This is a genomic window from Streptomyces sp. NPDC107517 (genome assembly GCF_055582645.1).
In genome coordinates this window covers 142,654-166,973 of record NZ_JBVJPM010000003.1, presented here as the reverse complement: position 1 = coordinate 166,973, position 24,320 = coordinate 142,654, and the positions used below count along the sequence as shown (strand labels likewise).

The window sequence follows — 24,320 nt, the reverse complement described above, 5'->3', positions numbered from 1 at the left end:
GCGTACGTGCCGATGACGTCACTCACCGGCACGCACGCTCTCACGGACTGGTTCACGCCGGGCGCAGTTCGCCTTCCGGCTCCACCTGGTCGAACACCTCGTCGGGCTGCTCGGTGAGCAGATAGGCCTGTGCCTCGCCCACGTGGAAGTACATCCCGTGCAGTTCGAGCGAGCCCTCCTGGAGGCGGCGGGCCACCGACTCGTGCGCCCGCAGGTGCTCCAACTGCTGGACGACATTGGTCAGGCAGAGCTGCTCGACCGAGTCGGCGGGGTCGCGCCCGGCGAGCCGCGCCCAGGGCTGGTTCGCGGTCGCCATGCGGGCCAGGCTCGGCAGACCGTGCCTCAGCCACCGCTTCAGGGGTGTCTGCGTGCCGCCCTCGGGCGGACTGTTGAGCAGCGCCTGCATCGCGCCGCAGCCCGAGTGCCCGCACACGGTGATCGACTGCACCTTCAGTACGTCGACGGCGTACTCGATGGCCGCGGCGACCGAGTCGTCACCACTCTCGGCGCCCGGCAGCGGCACCAGATTCCCCACGTTCCTGACGACGAAGAGGTCGCCGGGGCCGCTCGAGGTGATCATCGACGTCACGAGCCGGGAGTCGGCGCAGGTCAGGAACAGCTGGGTGGGGCGCTGCCCCTCACGGGCGAGCCGGGCCAGCTCGCCCCGCACATGCGGCGCCGTGTTCCGCTGGAACGCGCTGATTCCGCTGGCCAGTTGATACCCGCCACCGCCGGCCGGGGGAGCGGCGGTCTCGGCCTGCGGGCGGTCACAGTGGTGGTTGCGCCAGGGCGTCCACGGCCGGCAGCAGGAGTGCGACGCCGACGCGGGCTCGGCGATACGGGTCCCGGCCCGCCCGGTCACCTCGACCTTCCCGCCCTGCGCGACATGCGACTTCTGCCAGTCCTGCAGGGACTCGAACGCGGCGTGGTCCATGAAGGACCCGTCCAACTCCACGACACAGTCCACTCCTTGGGGTACCTGGTGCAGTACGCGGCTGAGCCGGGGCACGGCGAGGAACGTCAGTTGCCCGCGCACGCGCACGTGATGCGTCCCGCCTCGGCCTGCGGCGCTCGTCGTGCCTGCGCCGTCTGTTCTGTCTGTTCCGTCCACGGTGTGGGTGATCCGTGTGCGGGCGAGCCGGTGCAGGGCGACCGCGACGGCGACCGCGATGCCGAGGGCGACGCCTTCGAGCACGCCGAGGACGACCACGCCGAGCGTCGTCACGGCGTAGACGAGGACCTCGCGGTGGCGTGTGACCGTCCGGATGTGGTGCAGGGACACCATCTGGATTCCGACGGCCATGACCAGGGCGGCGAGTGAGGCGAGGGGGATCAGCTCGAGCACCGGGACCATCAGGAGCGCGGCCACCACTACCCAAACGCCGTGCACCATCGTGGAGTTCCTGCTCTCACCGCCCGCGTTCACATTCGCGGCGCTGCGGACCGCGACCCCGGCGACGGGGAGTCCGCCGAGGGTGCCGGAGACGATGTTGGCCGCCCCCTGGCCGAGCAGTTCCCGGTCGAGGTCGGAGCGGCGGGCCTCCGGCCGCAGCGCGGGCTTCGAGGACGCGAGCTTGTCCACGGCGACGGCGCCGAGCAGCGACTGCACGCTGCACACGAGCGTCACGGTCAGAACGGCCGCCACGAGGCCCAGCACGGGCCCTTCGGGCAGGCCGGCGAGGGCGTGGCTGCTCCAGGACGGCAGGTCGACCTTGGTCACGGCGATCCCGGCGAACGCGGCGGTCGCGGTGGCGCAGGCGACGGCGACCAGCGCGGCGGGCACCCGACGCAGGGCTCGCCCGGCGCGTCCGGGGATCCGTGGCCAGGCGAACAGGACCGCGAGCGTCAGAAGGCTCAGGCCCAGTGCGGCCAGGTCCACGTGGGTCAACTGGGCGGGCAGCGCACGGAGATTGTCGAGTACGGCGCTCTGGGGGGTGCCGCCGAGCACGATGTGCACCTGGGCGACCGCGATGGTGACGCCGATTCCGGCGAGCATGCCGTGGACGACGGCGGGGGACACGGCGAGCGCGCCGCGGGCCACGCGCAGGCAGCCGAGGCCGATTTGGGCGATTCCGGCGATGACGGTGATCGCACAGGTCGTCCGCCAGCCGTAGCGGTGGATGAGGTCGGCGGTGACGACGGTGAGGCCGGCGGCCGGGCCGCTGACCTGGAGGGGGGAGCCGCCGAGGCGGCCGGCCACGATTCCGCCGACGGCGGCGGCGACGAGTCCCGCCTGGAGCGGGGCCCCGGTGGCGAGGGCGATTCCGAGGGACAGCGGCAGGGCGATCAGGAAGACCGCCCCGGACGCGGACAGGTCGGCGCCCGAGACGCGGAAGCGGCGGGGCGGCTTCGGCGGCGGGCTGTGGGGTGGATGGGTGCGGCTGGTTTCGTCGGTCCGTGTCGGATCGGCAGGGCGTGTGGGGACGCAGGCTGACATGTTTCCCGTCTCCTCCGGGGCAGCGCGGTCGCGGAACGAGGGGCCCCGTCTGTGGCGGGGCAGGGTCGCGGCCGTGGATCACGGCGTGCAGCGGCGGGATGAATCAACGCTCGGTAAATGGATCGTAATACAGAGTAAAGGTTGTGGACGGATTTTCGGGTCAAATGGGGCAGCGATTCACCCCGGTGGGTGAATGGGGCGCCTTTCTTCGGCTTGTCGTATTAATCCTTCCTCGGGTCTCGTGCGACGTTGGTGACGCCATCGATAAATGCGGCATTTCACCACATTGATCCCGCCTTGACGTGAAGAGATCCGAGCCGAAGAGACCCAAGGAAGAAGGTGGGCGGACATGGCCGCCACCAAGAAGCCCGCCGCGAGCTTCACCGTCGTCGCGGCCTGTGCAGCTGTCCTGTCCGGTTGCGCGATCGGTGGCCACCAGGGGACTCCCCGGAACGGCGCTCCCGGCCCGAAGGAGGCGGCCCCCGCCCCCGCGCCGGGAAGCGCGATTCGGATGATCGGGGACGGCTCGACCGCCTTCACCGGAGGCCAGCCGCATCTGCCGAAGGCCGAGCGCCTCAAGGCCGGCCAGAAGCCGCCGCAGTTCGTGGTGTTCTCCTGGGACGGCGCCGGGGAGGACAGTAAGAAGCTGTTCTCGCACTTCCGCAGGGTCGCCAGGGAGAACAACGCGACGATGACGTACTTCCTCAGCGGCGTGTACCTGCTCCCGGAGGAGAAGCGCGACCTCTACCGGCCGCCGCAGCACTCGCCGGGCAGCTCGGAGGTCGGCTTCAACGACGAGCAGGGGATCAAGGACACCGTGGACCAGCTCCGCGGCGCCTGGCTCGAGGGAGACGAGATCGGCACGCACTTCAACGGCCACTTCTGTGGCAAGGGCGGCGGCGTCGGCGAGTGGTCGGTGGCCGACTGGAAGGACGAGATCCGCCAGGCCAAGTCCTTCGTGAAGTCCTGGAAGACGAACACGGGCATGAAGAACGCGGCCCCGCTCCCCTTCGACTACGACAAGGAGCTCATCGGCGCCCGCACCCCGTGCCTGGAGGGCCAGAAGAACTTCCGACGGGCGGCCCACGACCTCGGCCTCCGCTATGACACCAGCGGCATCGGCAAGCAGATCTGGCCCAACAAGAACGATGGCCTGTGGGACCTGTCGATGCAGCTCGTGCCCTTCCCCGGGCACAAGTCCGAGCAGCTCACCATGGACTACAACTTCATGATCAGTCAGTCGGGCACCGCGACCCAGGGCGACGCCGACAAGCAGGAGCTATGGGGTGACGAGATGCGCGACAGCCTCCTGAAGGGATTCGACCGCGCCTACAAAGGCAACCGCGCGCCGCTGGTCATCGGCAACCACTTCGAGTCCTGGAACGGCGGCAACTACATGCGGGCCGTCGACGAGACCGTCCACACCGTGTGCAACAAGCCCGAGGTGCGCTGCGTCTCCTTCCGCCGGCTCGCCGACTGGCTGGACGCCCAGGACCCGAAGACCCTGGACCGGCTCACCAAGCTGGGCGTCGGCGAGGCCCCCAAGCAGGGCTGGGCGTCCTTCATGTCGGCCGGCCCCGCCCCGGCACCCAAGGGGGCACCGGGAGCGCCGGCGGTGAAGCGGTAGCCGAGCCCCGTCGGGTGTGGCCGTGCCGGTCAGGCGGTGGCGGCCACGCTCTCCTGGAGGACGAAGGCGGGGTCGACCTGGGCCGCCAGGTCGGCGCCCGTCTTCGCGTTGCCCCAGCTCTGGGCGTTCTTCAGGTGGAAGTGGACCATCTGGCGTGTGTACCGCTCCCAGTCGCGGCCCGCGTAGGCCGCGTCCGCGGCGGACCGGAGCGTGCGCAGGGCGGCCGCGTTGGGCTCCTCCAGGAGGCCGAACCGGGGAGGGCGGCCCTTCTCCATGGCGCGTACCCAGTCGGAGTGCCCGACGGTGACGAGCAGGTCGTCCCCCACCTGTGCGCGGAGGAAGTCGAGGTCGTCCTGGCCCTGCACCTTGTTCCCCACGACCTTCAGCGTGATGCCGAAGTCCCGTGCGTACTCCTTGTACTGGCGGTAGACCGAGACCCCCTTACGCGTCGGCTCGGCGACGAGGAACGTCATGTCGAAGCGGGTGAACATGCCGGAGGCGAAGGAGTCCGAACCGGCGGTCATGTCGACGACCACGTACTCGTCGCGGCCGTCGACGAGATGGTTCAGACACAGCTCCACCGCTCCGGTCTTGGAGTGGTAGCAGGAGACGCCGAGGTCGGCTTCGGTGAAGGGGCCCGTGACCATCAAACGCACGGCGCCGCCGTCGAGTTCCACGGGTCGGGCGCACGCGTCGTACACCGGATTGTTCTCACGCACCCGCAGGAGGCGCGAGCCCTCGCCGGGCGGGGTCGTCTTGATCATCGTGTCCGCGGAGGCGATCCGTGGATTCGAGCCGCGCAGGTAGTCCTTGATGAGGGGGAGGCGTGCGCCCATGGCGGGCAGTTCGGCCGCCTGGTCGTCGTCGAGACCCAGCGCGGGCCCCAGGTGCTGGTTGATGTCGGCGTCCACTGCGATGACAGGGGCGCCCATGGCGGCGAGGTGACGGATGAAGAGCGAGGACAGCGTGGTCTTCCCGCTGCCGCCCTTCCCCACGAAAGCGATCTTCATGTTCACCAAGGGTAGTGGGATCGTCGCTGTTCGTGTCCGTCCAGCGTGAAGAAGACCACTCCTTCGTGGGGCGGGCCCGTGGACTGCGTAGGGTCGTACCCATGAGTACGACAGCCGACCCCCTTGCCGCCCTCGGGGCCCTTCCGGGCGTGGCCGACTCCGTGGACTCCGTGCGCAAGGCCGTGGACCGGGTCTACGGCCACCGGGTCATGCGGCGTCGCAGCCATGCGGTCACCTCCGAAGCCGCGCTGCGGGGCGCGCGCGGAAGCGCGGCGCTGTCCGGCGCGGACTGGCCGCTGGAAGAGGTGCGCCGGCGCTCCGACTTCAGCGGCGCGGGCGGGGACGAGGAGGCGCGCACCGTCGGCGCCGCCCTGCGGCTGACGGCGGAGGCGGGCCAGCTTCTGTCGATCTGGCGGCAGTCCCCGCTGCGAGTGCTCGCACGGCTTCATCTCGTGGCGGCCGCCGACAACGGTGACACGGTGGGGCGCCCCCGGCAGGGTGGCGAGCCGGTCGACGAGCCGATGGTCGAGCTGCCGCTGCCTGACGCGCAGGAAGTGGCGGGCCGGCTGGAAGGGCTCTCCGGGCTGATCATCGCGGGCGGCTCGGCTCCGGCCCTGGTCACCGCGGCCGTCGTGCACGGAGAACTGCTCGCGCTGCGTCCCTTCGGGTCGCACAACGGGCTGGTCGCGCGCGCGGCCGAGCGCATCGTCCTGGTGGGCAGTGGTCTCGACCCCAAGTCGATCTGTCCGGCCGAGGTGGGGCACGCGGAACAGGGGCGCGCCGAATATCTGGCCGCACTCGAGGGCTATGTGTCGGGCACTCCGGAAGGGGTGGCCGCGTGGATCGCGCACTGCGGGCGGTCCGTGGAGCTCGGTGTCAGGGAGTCGACGGCGGTGTGCGAGGCGCTCCAGCGCGGAGCGGCTTAGCCTCGCCGTTTCAGTTGGGGCTGCTGGGCGGCTGAGCGAGGTTGTTGGAGGCCGTGTCGGCCGATGGACATGGTGAGGGCCCGACGCGAGGTCGGGTTCTCCAAGGTCCTTGAGTCGAGGTGGGCGGGGACGGCGAGTCAGATGGCGGGGCGGGGCAGTGCGGCCAGGCGGTGGAATGCGGCCGCGAGTTCATGTCGCCAGGGCCAGTTAGCCGAGATCCGAAGGTGGAGGCGGCGGCCGCCTCGGGTGATCCGGGCGGCGACGTGCAGGATCCGGTAGCGGAGCTTCTTGGGTTCGGCAGCCGCGAGTTCGCCGGCCAGCAGGAGGGCGGGTCCAGGCGAGGAGGTCGATCGCCGCGAGGCTGAGTTCGAGCCAGGCGGCGTTGACCGGGAAGCGGCGGGAGGGGAAGCGGCCGAAGCCAGTGGTCTTGCCGCACCGGATGTGGTCCTCGACGGTGGCGTGTCCGCGGTGGCGGACCTCCAGGAACTGGGCCGAGCCGGAGGTGACCGGGGTGTCGGTGAGGAAGACCTGGTGCCGCAGGCCCTCGTCCTCGTCGAACAGCGAGAGCTGGGCTCCGGGGTGGGGACGTTCGCGGCGGACGATGACGCGGGTGCCGGCCGGGTAGCCGGCAAGGTCGGCCATGCCGGTCAGCTCGGCGACCTCGGCGGACTCTCGGAGCGTGCCGTCCTGGTCCAGGGCGGGGTGCCACACTTGCTCGGGCAGGGCCCGGATCGCGCGGCGGACCGGCTCGGTGATGGCGTATCCGACCGAGAAGAAGGTGCGGATTCCGCGTGTTCGCAGGTCTCGGACGTGGCTGAGGAAGGCTTTCGCGGATCCGGCGCTGTCGGTGCGGACGAGGATGTCGGTGCCGTGCCGGTGGGCGTCGGGGATTTGTGCGAGAGCGTCGTCCAGCACCGCGATGTGATCCGCGGCGGTATTGGCTCCGGCGTTCCCGGGCCGAAGGCGCCCGGACATGCCTTCGCCGGTGTTGGCCAGGAAACACAGCAGGGGGTGGAAGCCGAAGCCACCCTTGTAGGTGGGTGCGGCCGCCTCCTTCTCTGAATGGCAGGTGACCAGCGTGGCGTCGATGTCCAGGACCAGGCCGGGCACTTCCCGTCCACCGGCTTTCGCCGCCGGTATGCCGCAGCGGGTCTCGGATGCCTGCAGCCAGGCCACTTCCCGGGCCTGAGCACGGGCCGATCGCAGACGGTCCAGTACGCGTTCGTCGACGGCGGCCAGCAGCCGCCAGGCAGTCGGTGTCGAGGCGACCGGGCCGAACACCTCGCCCTGGTCGCGCAGTACGGCCAGATCCGTGATGGCCTCGCCGCCGTCAGCCACCATCACCGCGAGGTCGGTGGCGATCCGCCCTGGGTCATGACCCGTACCTCGTGGCCGAAGCGGTCTCAACACGGTGGAGTACGCGCTGGTCAGTCCCGTGACGTCGGCGAGATCAGCCAGTAGCCGTGCCCCGGCGTGACCCACCACCCCCGAACCATCAGCGGAGACATGAAGCCTGGGACGCGAACCGATACCCTGCACGCAGAAAGTGCCTTCCACCTGGACCGACAGAACCCCTCGACAAGGTTCATCGTCCCAGCTCAGAAGGCACTTTCGCGTTCACGGCCAGCAACCGGTCTCACCCCAAGTGAAACGGTGAGGTTAGGTGCTGTAACGCATTCCTGGAAATCCCCGGAAAAGGGTTGCGGCGGTACGAGTCCTCGTACCGCCGCTGGCATGTTCACCTGGTTACCAAGCGTCCTCGAAATTTGCCCATCAGGTCGGGAACTTAGCCCGTGGCCTGGTGCGGCTGGCCCGTAATCGACGGGTCGACGTCGCGTGGGTGCCTGGTGTTCATGCTCGGTCCGTGGGGCCTTGGTTGCGTTTAAAGGTGATCCTCTCGGATGTCCCTTGGTCTCGCGGGCCGTTGCCTCATTTGTACTCCAGGTGTCGAGGAAGCGAAACCCCTGGCCGTACTTCTTTACTTTTAGGTTCAATTAGGGGTGAAACGGGCAGCCGGTGGCGGGTCTGTTTCGCGGCCGTCCGGCGGGCCTGCGTAAGGGGGCAGGTCAGCCGGCCGTGGCGCGCCGGCGGCTGGCGTACCAGACCAGACCCGCGGTGGCCGCCGCGGCGCCGACTGCGGCGGCTGCGACGAGGGCCGGCCGCGACGGCGCGGACAGCGAGGGCAGTCGCTGCTTGAGCCGGACGGGCCGGTTGAAGTCGAGAATCGGCCACTCGCGCGCGATGGCCTCGCGGCGCAGCGTCCGGTCCGGATTGACCGCGAAGGGGTGGCCGACGGACTTCAGCATCGGCACATCGGTCGCCGAGTCGCTGTACGCGTAGCAGCGCGAGAGGTCGTACCCCTCGGACCGCGCGAGCTCCTCGATGGCCTCCGCCTTCGTCGGCCCGTACGCGTAGTACTCCACCTCACCCGTGAAGCAGCCGTCGTCGCCGACGACCATGCGCGTGGCCACCACGCGGTCCGCGCCGAGGAGTTCGCCGATCGGCTCGACGACCTCCGCGCCGGACGTGGAGACGATCACCACGTCGCGCCCGGCGGTGTGGTGCTCCTCGATGAGCGACGCGGCCTCGTCGTAGATGATCGGGTCGATCAGATCGTGGAGTGTCTCGGCGACGATCTCCTTCACCTGCTGCACGTTCCACCCGCGGCAGAGTGCCGAGAGGTACTCGCGCATCCGCTCCATCTGATCGTGGTCGGCGCCGCCGGCGAGGAACACGAACTGCGCGTACGCGGTCCGCAGCACCGCCCTGCGGTTGATCAGCCCGCCTTGGTAGAACGACTTGCTGAAGGTGAGCGCGCTCGACTTCGCAATGACCGTCTTGTCCAGGTCAAAGAACGCGGCTGTGCGGGGCATCGAGTGCGTCAAGGAGTGGTTTTCCACGAGCCCGAGCATAGGCGCCCACCATTCGGCGTAAGCTTTGGCGCGTGGGTTTGCCTGAGAAGGCTCTCGGGTACACCATGGAAGTCACGGATCGTTCGCGACCGTGCTAACCCGGTCTGGCTCCTCCCCCCCCGAGTCGGACCGTGGGGACGACCCCCGCTCTCCCCCCCGGCGGGGGTCGTCGCATGTCCGGACCCACTTTGGGTCCGGACTTTTGCGTTCTCCACCCTGTTTCCGCCCCGTGCCGAGCCGCTGGCTCGAGGCTCCTCGCGTCCGGCATCCGTCACTGAGTGTAGTCGAAAGGCTGCTCTGTGGAAGCCCTGGAGAGGGTAGTTGAGGGGTCGCCCTGGATGGCACAAGTGATGTCACCGGTATGGGTGATGGGGATATTCACAAGGGCTCTCTTGTCCACAGTAATTGACCAAGATCCACACGATTTCCGGGATCGCTGCACGGTGATTCCACTCGCGAAGTCGGGACCGGTGTTCATTACCGGTTCCGCCAGCCGGTCGGGGAGTCGGCAGGACTGTCGGCCGGTCTGTGCCGCGCGAGGGGAGTGGCCGGCTCGCAGGTGCGAGCGGGACAGCGAGCGAGGGGGGCGGAAAACGTGGCGGGAGCCATCACATGCGACCGGAGGCCGGTCGCCGACGGGCGGCGGCGGACACCGCTGATCGTGACGGAGGACGTGGATCTGCTGGACGACCTGCTGCGGCTGTGCGCCGCGGCCGGCGCGCGGCCCGAGGTCCATCACGGGGTGCCGGAGCGCAGGGGGAGCTGGGAATCGGCGCCGCTGGTGCTCGTCGGGGACGACGCGGTCGAGCGGGTACGGGGTGTGGCGCGGCGGCGTGGCGTCGTGCTGGTGGGGCGTGACCAGGACGATTCGGGCGTGTGGCGGCGGGCCGTCGAGATCGGCGCCGACCATGTGCTGATGCTGCCGGACGGCGAGCAGTGGCTGATGGACCGCATCGCCGACGTGGCCGAAGGCGTGGGGAGGCCCGCGCTCACCGTCGGGGTGATCGGCGGGCGAGGCGGGGCCGGGGCGTCCACGCTGGCGAGCGCGCTCGCCGTGACCTCGGCGAGGACCGGGCGGCGCACCCTACTCGTCGACGCGGATCCGCTTGGCGGTGGGCTCGATGTGCTGCTTGGCGGGGAGGCTGCCGAAGGGATGCGGTGGCCCGCGTTCGCGGAGTCGCGAGGGCGGGTCGCGGGTGGCGCGCTGGAGGAGTCGCTCCCCGAGCTGCACGCCCTGCGGGTGCTGAGCTGGGACCGGGGCGACACGGTGGCGGTCCCTCCTGAAGCCGTACGGGCGGTGCTGGCCGCGGCGCGACGGCGGGGCGGCGCGGTCGTCGTGGATCTGCCGCGCCGGGTCGACGAGGGGGCGGCCGAGGCGCTGGCCCAGCTGGATCTGGGACTGCTTGTGGTGCCGCCGGAGCTGAGGGCCGTCGCGGCGGCGAAGCGGGTTGCCTCCGGTGTGGGGATGGTGCTGCGGGATCTGCGCGTGGTGGTGGGGCCCTCGCGCGGGGGTGTGGCCGGAGCGCTCGATCCGGATGAGGTCGCACGGCTTCTCGGGCTTCCGCTGGTCGGTGAACTTCCGGCGGAGGGAGCGCTGTGGGCGGCCGATGGGGGCGGGCTGCCGCCGGGTGGCGCGGCGCGGGGGCCGCTCGCGCGGTTCTGCGCGGCGTTCTGGGAGCGGGTGCCGGTTGTGGCGGGTGAGGGGGGGCGTGAGAGCGGGGACGGCATGTCGGGGTCGGCGTGGGTGTGAGTGCGGGTGAGGCGCGGGTGTGGTGAGTCGAAGGGGGTGGGCTGTGAGTGCCGGTGTCGTGGGTGATGGCGGTGGGCGGCGTGTGAGCGGGGGTGTGGTCGGTGACGACGGTGCGCGGCGTGTGAGTGGGGTCGTGGGCGCGCGCATGTTGGACGGGGTGCGGCAGTGGCTCGCGGAGAACGGTGCGGAGGCGACCCCCGCGCGGGTCGCGGAGGCACTCCGGGCTCAAGGGAAGCTTCTCGGGGACGCCGAAGTGCTGGGTGCGGCCGGTAAGTTGCGCTCCGAACTCGTGGGCACGGGACCGCTCGAGCCCCTGCTCGCCGATCCGTCGGTGACCGACGTGCTGGTGTCCGCGCCCGACCGGGTGTGGGTGGACCGGGGTGGTGGCCTGGAGCTGACGGGCGTCTCGTTCGAGAGCACCTCGTCCGTACGGAGGCTCGCGCAACGGCTCGCGGCGGTGGCCGGGCGACGCCTGGACGACGCGAGGCCGTGGGTGGACGCCCGGCTGCCGGACGGGACCCGCCTCCACGCCGTCCTGCCGCCCGTCGCCGTCGGCTGTGCCTGCCTGTCACTGCGGGTGGTCCGGCCGCGTGCCTTCACGCTGGAGGAGCTCGTGACGGCGGGGACGGTGCCGCCCGGCGGGGACCGAGTGCTCAGGGCCCTTCTCGACGCTCGGCTGTCGTTCCTGATCAGCGGTGGTACGGGGTCCGGTAAGACGACGCTTCTGAGCGCGTTGCTCGGCCTGGTCGGACCGGGGGAGCGCGTGGTGCTCGCCGAGGACTCCGCCGAGCTGCGGCCCGACCATCCACATGTGGTGCGGCTTGAGGCGCGGCCCGCCAACCAGGAAGGGGCTGGGCTCGTGGCCCTGGACGACCTGGTACGCCAGGCGCTGCGCATGCGGCCGGACCGCCTGGTGGTGGGCGAGGTGCGGGGCCCGGAGGTCGTGGCGCTCCTCGCCGCGCTGAACACGGGGCACGAGGGGGGCTGCGGCACGGTCCACGCGAACGCCGCCCATGACGTGCCCGCCCGACTGGAGGCTCTGGGGACGGCTGCCGGCCTCGATCGCGGCGCCCTGCACAGCCAGTTGGCGGCGGCCCTGTCGGTGGTTCTTCACCTCGTACGGGACCGGAAGGGCCGACGTCGCATCGCCGAGGTCCATGTCCTGGAACGTGACGCGGCCGGCTGGGTGGTCACGGTGCCGGCGCTGCGGTGGGGCGAGGGGGAGTTCGTGCGGGAGCGGGGGTGGGGGCGCTTGCGCGGGTTGCTCGGGGAGTTCGCGGAGTGGAGCTAGGGGGGTGGGACCGGAGTGGGGGCCGGCCTGGCGGTCGGGCGGCGGGGAGCTGGGCGGGGCGTGGGTCGGTGCGAGGGGTGATGTCCGTGGAGGGGGCGGTTGTTGTGGTTGGGGCGGTGGGGGTCGGTGTGGGGCCTGGTTGTGCGGCTCTGGTCTGTGTGGGGGCGGCGGCCTGGGTTGCTGGTGGTGGGCACGGGCGTGAGGCGCGGCGGGCGACGGAGTTGCTGGGCTCCGGCGGTGGTGTGCCGTGGGGCGTGCAGGCATGGCGTGCGGGTTGGGCGCGGTGGCGGGAGCGGTGGGAGTGGTGGGTGCTGGTCGTAGGGGCCGTGCTCGCGGTCCTCGGGGCTTCCGTGGTGCCGCTGGTCGTGGGCCTCGCTGGGGTGCCCATGGCGCGGCGGGTGCGGCGGGACCGGGAGGTGCGACGGGTGCGGGAGCGCCGGGCGGACGCGGTGATCTCGCTGTGCGGGGTGCTGGCGGGAGAGGTGCGAGCGGGGCGGCAGCCGGGGGAGGCGCTGATCGTGGCGGTGCGTGAGGAGGGCGAGACGAGAGCGGGCGGCTCGGGCGCCGGCGATGGGGCGGTCGTGGCTGCTGCCCGGTTCGGTGGGGACGTGCCGGGGGCTCTGCGGGAGGCGGCACGGGCGCCGGGGGCCGAGGGGCTGTTGGGGCTCGCGGCTTGCTGGCGAGTGGCGGTGGACCGGGGTGCGGGCCTGGCGGCCGGGCTGGAGCGTCTCGCGGACGCGCTGCGGGCCGAGCGAGACCAAAGGGCCGACCTGCGCGCTCAGTTGGCCGGGTCGCGGTCGACGGCGGTGATGCTCGCGGGGCTTCCTGTCCTGGGGCTGTTCCTGGGGAGCGTGCTCGGGGCCCGGCCGTTGAGGGTGCTGCTGCACACCGGGGCGGGGTTCGGGTGCCTGCTCGTGGGTGGGGTGTTGGAGGCAGCGGGGCTGTGGTGGGCGCTGCGGATCGTACGGGGAGCGGAGGAGCGATGAGCGCTCGGGGAGCGGAGGGGCGATGAACGTTGTCCACAGGCTGGGGCTCGTGCTGTGTGTCGTGACCGGCTTGGGGTGGGTCCTGCGTGAGGTGGCGGTGCGACGCAGGGAACGGGCGCTGCTGCGGAGGTTGAACGCCCTGCTGGAGGCGGTGGCTGAGAAGCCCGCGGGGCGGGGCGTGGATGTGCGGGGCGCCATTGGTGGGTGGGGACCGTCAGCGGGGGCGGTCTGTGCCGGATACGTGCTGGTCGGCGGGGTGGCCGGGCTGCTGGTGGGTCTGGTCGCGGCGTTCGGGGTGTGGAGGTGGAGGCGCAGGGCCCGCGCGGCGTCCGATGCGACGGCGTCTTCGGAGTTCCAGGCACGTCGGCAGTTGCCGTTGGCCGCGGATCTGTTGGCCGCGTGCATCGCCGCCGGGGCCGATCCCGTGAGGGCGGCGAGGGCGGTGGGGGAGTCGCTGGGTGGCCCGGTCGGCGAGGTTCTGGCGCGGGGTGCGGCCCAGGTGAGGCTCGGTGGTGAACCGCGCGCTGCGTGGCGGCAGTTGGCATCGATACCGGGTGCCGCTGCGCTGGCCGGGCTCCTTGAGCGGGCCGGTGATTCGGGCGCCCCGGCCGCGGAGCCGGTCGCGCGGCTGGCCGCGGAAGCCCGGGCCGAGCGAGGGCGTGCGACCACCGCGGTGGCGCGCCGGGCGGCCGTGCTGATCACGGCGCCGGTGGGCCTGTGTTTCCTGCCCGCGTTCGTGGCCATCGGAGTGCTGCCTGTGGTGATCGGGGTGGCCGGCGGAATGTTGGGAGGTCGGTGAGAGGCCGGGGAGACCGGGCCGGTGCGTGGCCCGGCGCGAGTTCGGCGGACGTCGTGTGGACGTCAGTCGGTGACGAATGTCAGAGGAATTTCATGGGGGTTGAGATGTACGGAGTGATGCGGGCGCGCGCCGGGATGTGGGTGCGTCGGATGCGTGCGGCGAGGCGGGACGCGGGGATGGTCACGTCGGAGTACGCGATGGGGCTGATTGCGGCGGTCGGGTTCGCCGGACTGCTGCTGAAGGTGCTGACCAGCGGACAGGTGCAGGCCGCGCTTCAGGGGATCGTCGAGAGGGCGCTCCATGGGTAGGGCCGGCCGGCGTGGGCCACGGGCTGGTGAGCGGCAGGCCGGTACGCGACGCGCCGGTGACCAGGGCTTCGTGACGGCGGAGGCGGCCGTCGTGCTGCCGGTGCTCGTGACCTTCACACTGGCGCTGGTCTGGGCGCTGATGGCCGCGTCCGCGCAGATCCAGTGTGTGGACGCGGCGAGGGCGGGTGCCAGGGCGATCGCCCGGCAGGACCCGCAGGGGGCGGCCGTGGAGTCGGCGAAGAGGGTCGCTCCGCGTGGCGCGAAGGTCGCCGTGAGCCGGGAGGGCGATCTGGTCCGGGTCGCGGTCGAGGCCGCGGCACCGGGGCCTGGCGTGCTGAATGTCCGCCTGCAGGCCGACGCGGTTGCGTTGGCGGAGGAGACGGTGGGGACGGCCGAGTCGGCCGACGTGGCCGGGACAGCGGAGGCGGTGGGTGATTCATGAAGCGGCGGAAGGCGTCTGCGGACCGGGGCTCCGCGACCGTGTGGGCCGTGATGGCGATGGCCGCGCTCGGGCTGGTCTTCGGGTGCGTACTGACCATGGGGCAGGCCGTCGTAGTGCGTCACCGGGCGGGTGGGGCCGCAGACTTGGCGGCTCTCGCGGCCGCCGATCACTGGATGGAGGGCCGGAAGGAGGCCTGCGCCCACGCGGCCCGAGTGGCGGCCGCACAGGACGCGCGGCTCGTGCGGTGCGCGGTGTACGGGGAAGTGTCCGACGTCACCGCGGCGGCCGACGCGGCACCGCTGACCGCGGAGGTCAGGGCCAGAGCGGGGCCCGCAGGACCCGTGGCGCCGGGGGTCCCGACCGACCCGGCTGGTCCGACGGATCCAGCCGGCCCCGCGGATCCCGGGTGACGGGCCTCGCAGGATCAGTCAGCCGGCGTCCTGATCTGGTTCCTGATCCTGCGATGCCGGCCGCCCTTCGGACGCATCCTCCAGAGATGCAGATGCCGGTACCCCCGCCGTCGGCGCGTCCCTGAGCAGGACCTTCAGCAGCCGTACCGCGCCGCGCTTGTGGAGAGGGTCGTTGCCGTTGCCGCACTTGGGCGACTGGATGCAGGAGGGACAGCCCGCCTCGCACTCGCAGGAGGCGATCGCTTCGAGGGTGGCCGTGAGCCACTCGCGGGCCGTGTGGAACGCGCGCTCCGCGAATCCCGCCCCGCCGGGATGGCCGTCGTACACGAAGACCGTGGGCAGCAGGGTGTCCGGGTGGAGGGGGATGGAGACGCCGCCGATGTCCCAGCGGTCGCAGGTGGCGAACAGCGGCAGCATGCCGATGGAGGCGTGCTCGGCGGCGTGCAGCGCGCCGCCGAGGATCTCCGGGTTCACGCGGGCCGCGTCGAGTTGGTCCTCCGTCACCGTCCACCACACGGCGCGGGTGCGGAGGGTGCGGGGAGGGAGGTCGAGTTTGGTCTCGCCCAGGACTTCGCCGGTGATGAGGCGGCGGCGCAGGAAGGAGACGACCTGGTTGGTGACTTCGACGGATCCGTAGCACAACCGCCCGTCGCCCCAAGGGACTTCGATGTCCTTCTCCAGTACGGAGATGCCGGTGGTGTCACGGGCGGTCGTCGAGTAGGTCGGGTTGGCCTCTTCGACGAGAGCGACCGAGTCCTCCAGGTCCAGGTGCTTCACGAGATAGGTGCGGCCCTGGTGGAGGTGGACCGCGCCGTCGTGGACGGTCGTGTGCGCCGAGCCGGCGTCCACGGTGCCCAGGAGGCGTCCCGTACCGGCCTCGACGATCTGTACGGGGCTGCCGCCGTCGCCGCGGATGTCCGTCAGGTCGGCGGCGCGTTCGCGGCGGGTCCAGTGCCAGGCCTTGGTGCGGCGGCGCAGCAGCTTCGCGTCCTCCAGCTGGGGGAGCAGCTCGGCGGTGGTCGGGCCGAACAGGGGCAAGTCGTCGTCGGTGAGCGGGAGTTCGGCGGCGGCCGCACACAGATGGGGAGCGAGGACGTACGGGTTGTCGGGGTCCAGGACCGTGGACTCCACCGGCTGGTCGAAGAGGGCTTCGGGGTGGTGGACGAGATACGTGTCCAGGGGGTCGTCGCGGGCGACGAGGACGGCGAGCGCGCCCTGCCCCGACCGTCCCGCGCGGCCCGCCTGCTGCCACAGCGACGCCCTGGTGCCCGGATAGCCGGCGATGACGACGGCGTCCAACCCCGAGACGTCGATGCCGAGTTCGAGGGCGGTGGTGGCGGCCAGGCCGAGGAGTTCGCCGGAGTGCAAGGCGCGTTCGAGGGCGCGCCGTTCCTCGGGCAGATAGCCGCCGCGGTAGGCGGCGACGCGGCGGGCGAGGGAGCGGTCGATCTCGGCGAGGCGTTCCTGGGCGATCACCGAGATCAGCTCGGCGCCGCGCCGGGAGCGTACGAAGGCGACGGAGTGGACGCCCTGCAGGGTCAGGTCCGTCAGCAGGTCCGCCGTCTCCGCGGTGGCGGTGCGGCGGACGGGGGCGCCCTTCTCGCCGTGGAGCTCGGTGAGAGGGGGTTCCCAGAGGGCGAAGACGAGCTCTCCGCGGGGCGAGGCGTCGTCGGCGATCTCGACGACCGGGAGACCCGTCAGGCGCTCGGCAGCGACAGCCGGGTCGGCGGCGGTGGCGGACGCGAGCAGGAACACGGGTTCCGAGCCGTAGCGGGCGCACAGGCGGCGCAGACGGCGCAGGACCTGGGCGACGTGGGACCCGAAGACGCCGCGGTAGGTGTGGCACTCGTCGATGACGACGTACTTGAGCGACTTGAGGAAGGAGGACCAGCGGGGGTGTGAGGGCAATATCCCGCGGTGCAGCATGTCGGGGTTGGTCAGGACGTAGTTGGCGTACTGCCGCACCCACTCGCGTTCCTCGACGGGGGTGTCGCCGTCGTAGACCGCGGGGCGGATCGCCGTGCCGAGCGGTTGTGAAAGTTCCTTCACCGATCTGCACTGGTCCGCGGCGAGTGCTTTCGTCGGCGCGAGGTAGAGCGCGGTCGCGCCACGCCCGTTCGGGGCCTCGGAGCCGTCGAGGAGCCGGGAGAGCACCGGGACGAGGTAGGCCAGGGACTTTCCGGAGGCGGTTCCGGTGGAGACGACGACCGACTCGCCGTCCATCGCGTGCTCGGCGGCGAGTGCCTGGTGGGCCCAGGGATGCTCGATTCCGGCCGACTGGACGGCGGCGAGGACCTCGGATCGGATGCGGTCGGGCCATACGGCATGACGACCCGGTCGAGGGGGCAAGTGCTCCGTATGAGTGATGCGCGAAGCCCGGCTCGGACCCGAGGCGAGCCGGTCGAGAATCGCCCCTGGAGAGGGGCGGGAAGCGGTGTCCGCCGCGGGTTGTCCAGGGCGGTGATTCTTGGCCATCGGCACCGAGTGTGTCACTGGCGTGACGGACAATGCTCCTAAGGCGTCGTGCACGCCTGCCGGTAAGTGATTGAATGCCATCGCGGCTGGCGATCCGTCCCGGGGGCTCTGCCGAGGTGTCCCGAGGGACGACCGCTCGATAGCAAGGTGCTGGAGGATCCGTGGACCTGTCCCTGTCGACCCGTACCGTCGGCGATCGTACGGTCGTCGAGGTCGGTGGCGAAATCGATGTATATACCGCGCCCAAGCTGCGAGAGCAGCTGGTCGAGCTGGTGAATGATGGCAGCTTCCACCTTGTCGTCGACATGGAGGGAGTCGATTTCCTCGACTCCACCGGGCTCGGCGTGCTGGTGGGCGGTCTGAAGCGAGTGCGGGCCCATGAGGGCTCGCTGCGACTGGTCTGCAACCAGGAGCGCATTCTCAAGATCTTCCGTATCACCGGCCTGACCAAGGTGTTCCCCATCCACACCTCGGTCGAGGAAGCCGTAGCGGCTACCGACTGATCGGTCGCCGGCCCACAGGCCGGTGGCTCAGCGGAAGTGGGGGCCGGGCCGATGGCCCGGTCCCTTCAGAGCACGCCCGTACATCCGAGGGGGATGCATGGCCACCGTCGAACTCCGATTCAGCGCGCAGCCCGAGCACGTCAGAACCGCCCGTCTGGTGGCGGCCGCGGTGGCGCGCAGGGCCGGAGTGGACGAGGCCGTGCTCGACGAGGTCAGGCTCGCTGTCGGCGAGGCCTGCAGCCGCGCCGTCGGCCTTCACCGGAGCAGCGGTATCACTGCACCCGTTCGGGTACTTCTCACCGAAGAGGAGAAGCAGTTCTCCATCGAGGTCGGGGACGGGGCTCCGCGGAGCGCTCCCGGCGAGCAGTCGTCCGGCGCGCCCGGCGGGTCGGACGATGCGGAGGCGGAGGGTGAGGACGACATGGGCCTCGCCGTCATCAGTGGCCTCGTCGACGATGTGGAGGTCACCGCGGACGAGTCCGGAGGACTCATTCGGATGACTTGGCCGACCACGCCGGCGACGCCTCCGTCCTGACGCGGTCCCCCCGGCGTCCACCCAACGCCCCCTGATCCACCCGTCCGTGGCCCCGCTCGGCGCCGCCCCCATGTGATCGTTTCTGGTTCCAGGCCCTGCCCTCACCCCGGTGAGCAGGGCCTATTTGCATTCCCTAGATCGTCGATCATAATTGGATCAAGCCTCAATGCTTTCAGGGCATTACTGCTTCTTGTGCGCCCATCGTGTTGGACGATCATTTGCCGGGTAGTAACGGATGGCAAATTCCGTTTCTCGCGCACTGTTTTGATCAGGCGCCGCTCCCTACAATCCGTCCACATCTTGAGCTCAGCCCAAGCGTCAAGGAGGACGAATGGCGGGGCTTTCTACCCCTCAAGCGTTTGACCACCCCTCAACCTTCGCAGCCGCGGTCCTGACCGACGACAACCGGCTCATCGTCATGGTGATCGGCATCGTCGCGCTCGCCGCCCTCGTGGTGGCCGCAGTGCTCGTACGCCAGGTGCTGGCGGCAGGCGAGGGCACCGACAGCATGAAGAAGATCGCGGCAGCGGTCCAGGAAGGCGCGAATGCCTATCTCGGGCGGCAGCTGCGGACCCTCGCGGTATTCGCCGTCGTGGTGTTCTTCCTGCTCATGCTGCTGCCCGCGGATGATTGGAATCAACGAGCCGGGCGTTCGATCTTCTTCTTGATCGGCGCGGTGTTCTCGGCCACCACCGGATACATCGGAATGTGGCTGGCGGTGCGCAGCAATGTGCGTGTAGCCGCCGCGGCCAGGGAGGCCACCCCGGCGGAAGGCGAGCCGGAGAAGGATCTCACCGCTGTCTCGCACAAGGCCATGAAGATCGCTTTTCGCACGGGTGGCGTAGTCGGCATGTTCACGGTGGGGCTGGGTCTGCTCGGCGCCTCCTGTGTCGTGCTGGTCTACGCGGCCGACGCGCCGAAGGTCCTTGAAGGATTTGGCCTCGGTGCGGCGCTCATCGCGATGTTCATGCGTGTCGGAGGCGGCATCTTCACCAAGGCCGCCGACGTCGGCGCCGACCTGGTCGGCAAGGTCGAAAAGGGCATTCCGGAGGATGATCCGCGTAATGCCGCGACCATCGCCGACAACGTGGGCGACAACGTCGGCGACTGTGCCGGTATGGCCGCCGACCTCTTCGAGTCGTACGCCGTCACGCTGGTCGCCGCGCTGATTCTCGGCAAGGCGGCCTTCGGCGACTCCGGGCTCGCCTTCCCGCTGATCGTTCCCGCGATCGGCGTAGTGACGGCGATGATCGGAATCTTCGCCGTGGCGCCGCGCCGCTCCGACCGCAGCGGCATGAGCGCGATCAACCGCGGGTTCTTCATCTCCGCGGTCATCTCGCTCGCTCTGGTGGCCGCAGCGGTCTACACGTATCTGCCGGCGACGTATGCCGAACTCAACGGCATCACCGACGCGGCGATCAAGGTGAAGGACGGCGATCCGCGGATCCTCGCCCTCGTCGCCGTGGCCATCGGCATCGTGCTCGCCGCGCTGATCCAGCAACTCACGGGCTACTTCACCGAGACCAACCGGCGCCCGGTGCGTGACATCGGCAAGTCGTCGCTCACCGGACCCGCCACCGTCGTGCTCGCCGGAATCTCCATCGGCCTCGAATCGGCCGTCTACACCGGCCTGTTGATCGGTCTCGGCGTGTACGGGGCGTTCCTGCTCGGTGGCACGTCGATCATGCTGGCGCTGTTCGCCGTCGCCCTCGCGGGCACGGGCCTGCTGACCACGGTCGGCGTCATCGTCGCCATGGACACCTTCGGTCCCGTGTCCGACAACGCGCAGGGCATCGCCGAGATGTCCGGCGACGTGACGGGATCGGGCGCGCAGGTCCTCACCGACCTGGACGCCGTGGGCAACACGACCAAGGCCATCACCAAGGGAATTGCCATCGCCACGGCCGTACTGGCGGCCTCGGCGCTCTTCGGGTCCTACCGCGACGCGATCGTTTCCGCCGCCCAGGACGTCGGCGAGAAGGTCGGCGACGGCGGCCCGATGAACCTCGTGATGGACATCTCGCAGCCCAACAACCTGGTGGGCCTGATCGCCGGCGCGGCGGTCGTGTTCCTCTTCTCCGGGCTCGCGATCAACGCGGTGTCGCGGTCCGCGGGTGCCGTGGTCTACGAGGTGCGGCGGCAGTTCCGCGAACACCCCGGGATCATGGACTACACGGAGAAGCCGGAGTACGGGCGCGTCGTCGACATCTGTACCAAGGACGCGCTGCGGGAGTTGGCCACGCCGGGTCTGCTCGCCGTTCTCGCGCCCATCGCGATCGGTTTCACGCTCGGCGTCGGTGCCCTCGGTTCGTTCCTCGCCGGTGCGATCGGCACCGGGACGCTGATGGCGGTCTTCCTCGCCAACTCCGGTGGTGCGTGGGACAACGCGAAGAAACTCGTCGAGGACGGGCACCACGGCGGCAAGGGCAGTGAGGCCCACGCCGCGACCGTCATCGGTGACACGGTCGGCGACCCGTTCAAGGACACGGCCGGGCCCGCGATCAACCCGCTGCTGAAGGTGATGAACCTGGTGGCGCTCCTCATCGCGCCCGCGGTCGTCAAGTTCAGCTACGGGACGGACGCGAGCGTGGGCGTACGGATCGGGGTCGCCGTGCTGGCGATCGCCGTGATCGTCGGTTCCGTTTACGTCTCCAAGAGGCGCGGTATCGCGGTCGGCGACGACGACAACTCCGACCATGTGTCGAAGCGGGAGGCGGATCCGGCGGTGGTTTCCTGACCCGGGTTTCACCTGGTCAGGTACGGCCGCGAGCTCAACGGGCGGGCGGGCAGCGCGTATTGACGCGCTGCCCGCCCGCCCGTGTCAGATGACGGCCCTTCAGTGAGGCTTATCTCTCTTGGTGCAAATGGCTATAAAACGCCGATAAAGCACCCATAGTGGGCGTCCGGCAAGCGATTGTCGCCCACTTGGCGTGTATGTTCCGGGGCCGAGAGCCATGGAAGGGACCAATCCGGTGAACAAGAAGCTTGCAGCCGCACTGTCCAGCGGTGCGGTACTGGTGCTTGCGCTGTCGGGATGCAGCAGCGACGACGGCAACGAGAAGCTGGACTCCTGGGCCAAGACGGTCTGTGACGCGGTCCAGCCGCAGGCCAAGAAGATCGAGAACGCCAACGCCGCGATCCAGAAGGAGACGTCGGACAACAGCAAGCCCGCAGACGTCCAGAGCACCGACTCGCAGGCCTTCCAGGACATGTCCGACGCCTACAAGGCGATCGGTGCGGCCGTGGACAAGGCGGGGGCACCGCCGGTCGACGGAGGCGAGAAGAAGCAGAAGGACGCGGTCAAGGAGCTCAACGGGATCTCGGCCTCGTACGCGGATCTGAAGAAGCAGGTCGACAAGCTCGACACCAAGGACCAGGCGAAGTTCGCCGACGGCCTCAAGGGCATCGCGGGCGAACTCGACAAGCTGAGCCAGAGCGGGAGCGACGCGCTCAAGAAGCTGGAGGAGGGCGACGTCGGCAAGGCGATGGCGAAGCAGGACAGCTGCAAGAGCGCGTCCGCTTCCTCGACGCCCTCCAAGAGCTGACGCAGGTGAGTTGATTCCGGATGCAGGCCTGGGTAGGTCGGCGTCCGGAGCCGGCTACGGGTGAGCCCGCTCCGGAAGCGCGCTCCACGCGAGCCTGCGCCAAGTGGGCTGTCTCAGTGCTCCGACGTCTTCCCCCGTGTCCCCGGTGCCGTCTTCACGCGGTGCCGGGGACACGTCGTATGTGGGTGGCCATCGGGGGTCCGGGGTGACAATGGGGGGGTGAGTAGCTCCAGTCTGTCCAAGTTGCCGTCCATTGACCGTGACGATGTCGCCGCCCGGCTGCGTGAGTCCCTGCTGGGGGCCGAGTTCACCGCCGACGGCCTGCTCGAGCTGCTCGGGGCGCCGGCCTACACGGCGCTCGCGCGGAGCGAGACCGTCCCCGCCCTGCGGGCGACCCGCGGGGACAGCCCGTTGGAGACGCTCGTACGGCTGTTCCTGTTGCAGCAGCCCGCGGAGCACGCGCGCGTGGCGGCCGTTCTGCCCGTCGAGGAGTGCCTGGAGAGCGGGTGGCTGACGCGCACCGGCGATGACGAGGTCGCCGCGGCCGTCGACGTACGGCCGTACGGGGGGCCCGACGGCGAGGACTGGTTCATCGTGTCCGACCTCGGGTGCGCCGTCGGCGGGGCCGGAGGCATCGGCAGCCGCGCCGAGGGCGTCGTCCTGGGCGTCGGCGGTGCGTCCACGACGCTGTCCGGAATCACCGTGCGTACGCCCGTGGAGAGCGCCCTCGACCTCGGCACGGGCTCCGGGATCCAGGCTCTGCACGCCACCCGGCACGCCACGCGTGTTGTCGCCACCGACCTCAACCCGCGCGCCCTCCACACGACGGCGCTGACCCTCGCCCTCTCCGGCGTGGGACCCGCGGACCTGCGCGAGGGCTCGCTGTTCGATCCCGTGGGCGACGAGACGTACGACCTGATCGTGTCGAATCCGCCCTTCGTCATCTCGCCTGGCGCGCGGCTGACGTACAGGGACGGCGGGATGGCCGGGGACGATCTGTGCCGCACGCTCGTTCAGGAGGCGGGGGCACGACTGAACGAGGGCGGGTACGCGCAGTTTCTCGCCAACTGGCAGCACGTGGACGGGGAGGAGTGGACCGACCGGCTCCGGTCCTGGGTGCCGCGCGGGTGCGACGCATGGGTCGTGCAGCGCGAGGTGCAGGACATCACGCAGTACGCCGAGTTGTGGCTGCGGGACGCCGGGGATCACCGCACGGATCCGGCGGCGTACGCGGCGCTGTACGACGCGTGGCTCGACGAGTTCGAGGCGCGCAAGGTGCGCGGCGTCGGATTCGGCTGGATCACGCTGCGCAAGGCGCCGGAGGGCGTCGAGCCGTCCGTCACGGTGGAGGAGTGGCCGCACTCCGTCGAGCAACCCCTCGGGGACACGGTGCGGGCGCACTTCGACCGCCTCGACTATCTCCGCACGCACGACGACGCCGCCCTGCTCGGCGCCCACTTCAGGCTCGCGGGCGAGGTCGTGCAGGAGCAGGTCGGGCTGCCGGGGGCCGAGGATCCGGAGCATGTGGTGCTGCGCCAGCACCGCGGGATGCGCCGGGCCACGAAGGTGGACACGATCGGCGCCGGGTTCGCGGGCGTCTGCGACGGCACGCTCAGCGCCGGCCGGATCCTCGACGCCATCGCGCAACTGGTCGGGGAGGACCCGGTCTTGCTGCGGGACCGCACGCCCGCGCAGATCCGGATGCTCGTCGAGCAGGGGTTCCTGGAGCCGGCTCAGGTCTGACGCGCGGGGCTGAGGCGATTCCGCTTTTCTTTCTGAGGCTCTCGGGTCTTCTTCCTCAAGCCCTCGGGGGCGCCGGGAGATCTCGGAAGCTCTCGGAAGATCTCGGGTAGGACTCTGAAGATCTTCCGAGAGCTCAAAAGGTCTCCGGTGGCGCCCCGCGACATCGTTGCCAAAAGCATGCGTGGCGGTAGTTCACCCGGGGTTCGTCCTGTCGTCTCCCGCGCGTGTCAGCCTCACCGGCCTGGGGGCCCAGCGCACCGGGAGGAGAAGCCATGGAGAGCGGACCAGCGATCTTCGCCGGGACCGTGTTCACGCTGTTCGGGGCAGGACTGCTGCTGTGGACCGGGGTGCGTGTCATGCACCGTGCACCCGTCGCCGACGGTGTGAACCCCGTCGCATCGGCGACGCTCGCCACCCTGGCCTCGGTGGCCTCCCTGGTACTCGGGGTGTGGTGCTTCGGCCGGTTCTGAGCGGCGTCCCGCAGGGGGTGTCCCGGGTGAGTACCTGGTGGACGTCTCGGACACCCTGTGGGCACTCCGGGCGGCAGGATCGTCGGTAGTCGGGTTACCGTTCGAGTGGCCGTTGCGGGCTTTTCCCGTTTGACACGGGGGCGGGAGGTAC

Annotated in this window: 19 protein-coding genes and 1 pseudogene; 15 read left to right on the top strand and 5 right to left on the bottom strand. The window is 70.4% G+C overall.

The window, feature by feature from the left end:
• Positions 1–52 precede the first annotated feature (52 nt).
• Positions 53–2,437, bottom strand: a complete 2,385-nt coding sequence (locus ACZ67T_RS08515; RefSeq protein ID WP_469982509.1) for a bifunctional SulP family inorganic anion transporter/carbonic anhydrase — start codon at positions 2,435–2,437, stop codon at positions 53–55.
• Positions 2,438–2,786: 349 nt separating this feature from the next.
• Between ACZ67T_RS08515 and ACZ67T_RS08510 the strand changes: the two genes are divergently transcribed.
• Positions 2,787–4,064, top strand: coding sequence for a polysaccharide deacetylase family protein (locus ACZ67T_RS08510; protein WP_469982508.1), 1,278 nt, complete (start codon positions 2,787–2,789; stop codon positions 4,062–4,064).
• Positions 4,065–4,093: 29 nt separating this feature from the next.
• On the opposite strand, the gene ACZ67T_RS08505 is transcribed toward ACZ67T_RS08510, so the two are convergent.
• Positions 4,094–5,074, bottom strand: a complete 981-nt coding sequence (locus tag ACZ67T_RS08505; RefSeq protein WP_469959677.1) for an ATP-binding protein — start codon at positions 5,072–5,074, stop codon at positions 4,094–4,096.
• A 101-nt stretch (positions 5,075–5,175) separates the two neighbouring features.
• Here ACZ67T_RS08505 and ACZ67T_RS08500 point away from each other — a divergent pair, with 101 nt between their 5' ends.
• Positions 5,176–6,000, top strand: a complete 825-nt coding sequence (locus ACZ67T_RS08500) for a Fic family protein (RefSeq protein ID WP_469982506.1) — start codon at positions 5,176–5,178, stop codon at positions 5,998–6,000.
• Positions 6,001–6,137: 137 nt separating this feature from the next.
• Here the strand turns inward: ACZ67T_RS08500 and ACZ67T_RS08495 are convergent.
• Together ACZ67T_RS08495 and ACZ67T_RS08490 are read right to left on the bottom strand one after the other, a co-directional pair.
• Positions 6,138–7,557: pseudogene (locus ACZ67T_RS08495) on the bottom strand (IS1380 family transposase).
• Between the two features lie 509 nt (positions 7,558–8,066).
• Positions 8,067–8,912: an HAD family hydrolase gene (locus ACZ67T_RS08490; RefSeq protein ID WP_469982504.1), complete on the bottom strand. Its 846-nt coding sequence runs from the start codon at positions 8,910–8,912 to the stop codon at positions 8,067–8,069.
• Between the two features lie 595 nt (positions 8,913–9,507).
• Here ACZ67T_RS08490 and ssd point away from each other — a divergent pair.
• From ssd to ACZ67T_RS08455, 7 genes are all read left to right on the top strand, one after another.
• On the top strand, positions 9,508–10,662 hold the full coding sequence (gene ssd / locus ACZ67T_RS08485) for a septum site-determining protein Ssd (protein WP_469982502.1): 1,155 nt from the start codon (positions 9,508–9,510) through the stop codon (positions 10,660–10,662).
• 121 nt (positions 10,663–10,783) lie between these two features.
• On the top strand, positions 10,784–11,953 hold the full coding sequence (locus ACZ67T_RS08480; RefSeq protein WP_469982500.1) for a TadA family conjugal transfer-associated ATPase: 1,170 nt from the start codon (positions 10,784–10,786) through the stop codon (positions 11,951–11,953).
• Positions 11,954–12,033: 80 nt separating this feature from the next.
• On the top strand, positions 12,034–12,939 hold the full coding sequence (locus ACZ67T_RS08475) for a type II secretion system F family protein (protein WP_469982498.1): 906 nt from the start codon (positions 12,034–12,036) through the stop codon (positions 12,937–12,939).
• A gap of 22 nt (positions 12,940–12,961) precedes the next feature.
• The gene (locus ACZ67T_RS08470) at positions 12,962–13,738 is read left to right on the top strand and encodes a type II secretion system F family protein (RefSeq protein ID WP_469982496.1); all 777 of its coding nucleotides are present in this window, start codon (positions 12,962–12,964) and stop codon (positions 13,736–13,738) included.
• Positions 13,739–13,842: 104 nt separating this feature from the next.
• Entirely contained in the window at positions 13,843–14,046 is a 204-nt protein-coding gene (locus ACZ67T_RS08465) for a DUF4244 domain-containing protein (protein WP_100597770.1), read from the top strand.
• On the top strand, positions 14,039–14,488 hold the full coding sequence (locus ACZ67T_RS08460) for a TadE family type IV pilus minor pilin (RefSeq protein ID WP_469982494.1): 450 nt from the start codon (positions 14,039–14,041) through the stop codon (positions 14,486–14,488). The genes ACZ67T_RS08465 and ACZ67T_RS08460 overlap by 8 nt, the downstream gene beginning before the upstream one ends.
• Positions 14,485–14,898 carry an Rv3654c family TadE-like protein gene (locus tag ACZ67T_RS08455; protein WP_469982492.1) on the top strand — a complete coding sequence of 138 codons (414 nt, stop codon included), beginning with the start codon at positions 14,485–14,487 and terminating at the stop codon, positions 14,896–14,898. Before ACZ67T_RS08460 ends, ACZ67T_RS08455 begins: the two co-directional genes overlap by 4 nt.
• Positions 14,899–14,916: 18 nt before the next feature.
• Here ACZ67T_RS08455 and ACZ67T_RS08450 read toward each other — a convergent pair whose 3' ends face one another.
• Positions 14,917–17,454 carry a DEAD/DEAH box helicase gene (locus ACZ67T_RS08450; RefSeq protein WP_469982491.1) on the bottom strand — a complete coding sequence of 846 codons (2,538 nt, stop codon included), beginning with the start codon at positions 17,452–17,454 and terminating at the stop codon, positions 14,917–14,919.
• Positions 17,455–17,534: 80 nt separating this feature from the next.
• On the opposite strand from ACZ67T_RS08450, the gene bldG reads away from it, so the two are divergent.
• The 6 genes from bldG (at position 17,535) to ACZ67T_RS08420 (ending at position 24,169) form a co-directional block, all read left to right on the top strand.
• A complete protein-coding gene (bldG, locus tag ACZ67T_RS08445; RefSeq protein ID WP_003975386.1) occupies positions 17,535–17,876 on the top strand; it encodes an anti-sigma factor antagonist BldG in 342 nt (113 codons plus the stop codon).
• A gap of 97 nt (positions 17,877–17,973) precedes the next feature.
• Positions 17,974–18,411, top strand: coding sequence for an ATP-binding protein (locus ACZ67T_RS08440; RefSeq protein WP_469982489.1), 438 nt, complete (start codon positions 17,974–17,976; stop codon positions 18,409–18,411).
• Positions 18,412–18,742: 331 nt separating this feature from the next.
• Positions 18,743–21,148: a sodium-translocating pyrophosphatase gene (locus ACZ67T_RS08435; RefSeq protein ID WP_469982488.1), complete on the top strand. Its 2,406-nt coding sequence runs from the start codon at positions 18,743–18,745 to the stop codon at positions 21,146–21,148.
• Between the two features lie 217 nt (positions 21,149–21,365).
• The gene (locus ACZ67T_RS08430) at positions 21,366–21,956 is read left to right on the top strand and encodes a small secreted protein (RefSeq protein ID WP_469982487.1); all 591 of its coding nucleotides are present in this window, start codon (positions 21,366–21,368) and stop codon (positions 21,954–21,956) included.
• 219 nt (positions 21,957–22,175) lie between these two features.
• The gene (locus ACZ67T_RS08425; RefSeq protein ID WP_469982485.1) at positions 22,176–23,699 is read left to right on the top strand and encodes a DUF7059 domain-containing protein; all 1,524 of its coding nucleotides are present in this window, start codon (positions 22,176–22,178) and stop codon (positions 23,697–23,699) included.
• A gap of 272 nt (positions 23,700–23,971) precedes the next feature.
• The gene (locus tag ACZ67T_RS08420) at positions 23,972–24,169 is read left to right on the top strand and encodes a hypothetical protein (RefSeq protein ID WP_329571660.1); all 198 of its coding nucleotides are present in this window, start codon (positions 23,972–23,974) and stop codon (positions 24,167–24,169) included.
• Positions 24,170–24,320: the final 151 nt, after the last annotated feature.

Coding starts and splice junctions, on each gene's coding strand:
- ACZ67T_RS08435 (WP_469982488.1), top strand. CDS start 18,743: ATGGCGGGGCTTTCTACCCCTCAAGCGTTTGACCACCCCTCAACCTTC.
- ACZ67T_RS08490 (WP_469982504.1), bottom strand. CDS start 8,912: ATGCTCGGGCTCGTGGAAAACCACTCCTTGACGCACTCGATGCCCCGC.
- ACZ67T_RS08500 (WP_469982506.1), top strand. CDS start 5,176: ATGAGTACGACAGCCGACCCCCTTGCCGCCCTCGGGGCCCTTCCGGGC.
- ACZ67T_RS08450 (WP_469982491.1), bottom strand. CDS start 17,454: ATGGCATTCAATCACTTACCGGCAGGCGTGCACGACGCCTTAGGAGCA.
- ACZ67T_RS08440 (WP_469982489.1), top strand. CDS start 17,974: ATGGCCACCGTCGAACTCCGATTCAGCGCGCAGCCCGAGCACGTCAGA.
- ACZ67T_RS08505 (WP_469959677.1), bottom strand. CDS start 5,074: ATGAAGATCGCTTTCGTGGGGAAGGGCGGCAGCGGGAAGACCACGCTG.
- ACZ67T_RS08430 (WP_469982487.1), top strand. CDS start 21,366: ATGGAAGGGACCAATCCGGTGAACAAGAAGCTTGCAGCCGCACTGTCC.
- ACZ67T_RS08465 (WP_100597770.1), top strand. CDS start 13,843: ATGTACGGAGTGATGCGGGCGCGCGCCGGGATGTGGGTGCGTCGGATG.
- ACZ67T_RS08460 (WP_469982494.1), top strand. CDS start 14,039: ATGGGTAGGGCCGGCCGGCGTGGGCCACGGGCTGGTGAGCGGCAGGCC.
- ACZ67T_RS08420 (WP_329571660.1), top strand. CDS start 23,972: ATGGAGAGCGGACCAGCGATCTTCGCCGGGACCGTGTTCACGCTGTTC.
- ACZ67T_RS08475 (WP_469982498.1), top strand. CDS start 12,034: ATGTCCGTGGAGGGGGCGGTTGTTGTGGTTGGGGCGGTGGGGGTCGGT.
- ACZ67T_RS08470 (WP_469982496.1), top strand. CDS start 12,962: ATGAACGTTGTCCACAGGCTGGGGCTCGTGCTGTGTGTCGTGACCGGC.
- ACZ67T_RS08455 (WP_469982492.1), top strand. CDS start 14,485: ATGAAGCGGCGGAAGGCGTCTGCGGACCGGGGCTCCGCGACCGTGTGG.
- ACZ67T_RS08510 (WP_469982508.1), top strand. CDS start 2,787: ATGGCCGCCACCAAGAAGCCCGCCGCGAGCTTCACCGTCGTCGCGGCC.
- ACZ67T_RS08515 (WP_469982509.1), bottom strand. CDS start 2,437: ATGTCAGCCTGCGTCCCCACACGCCCTGCCGATCCGACACGGACCGAC.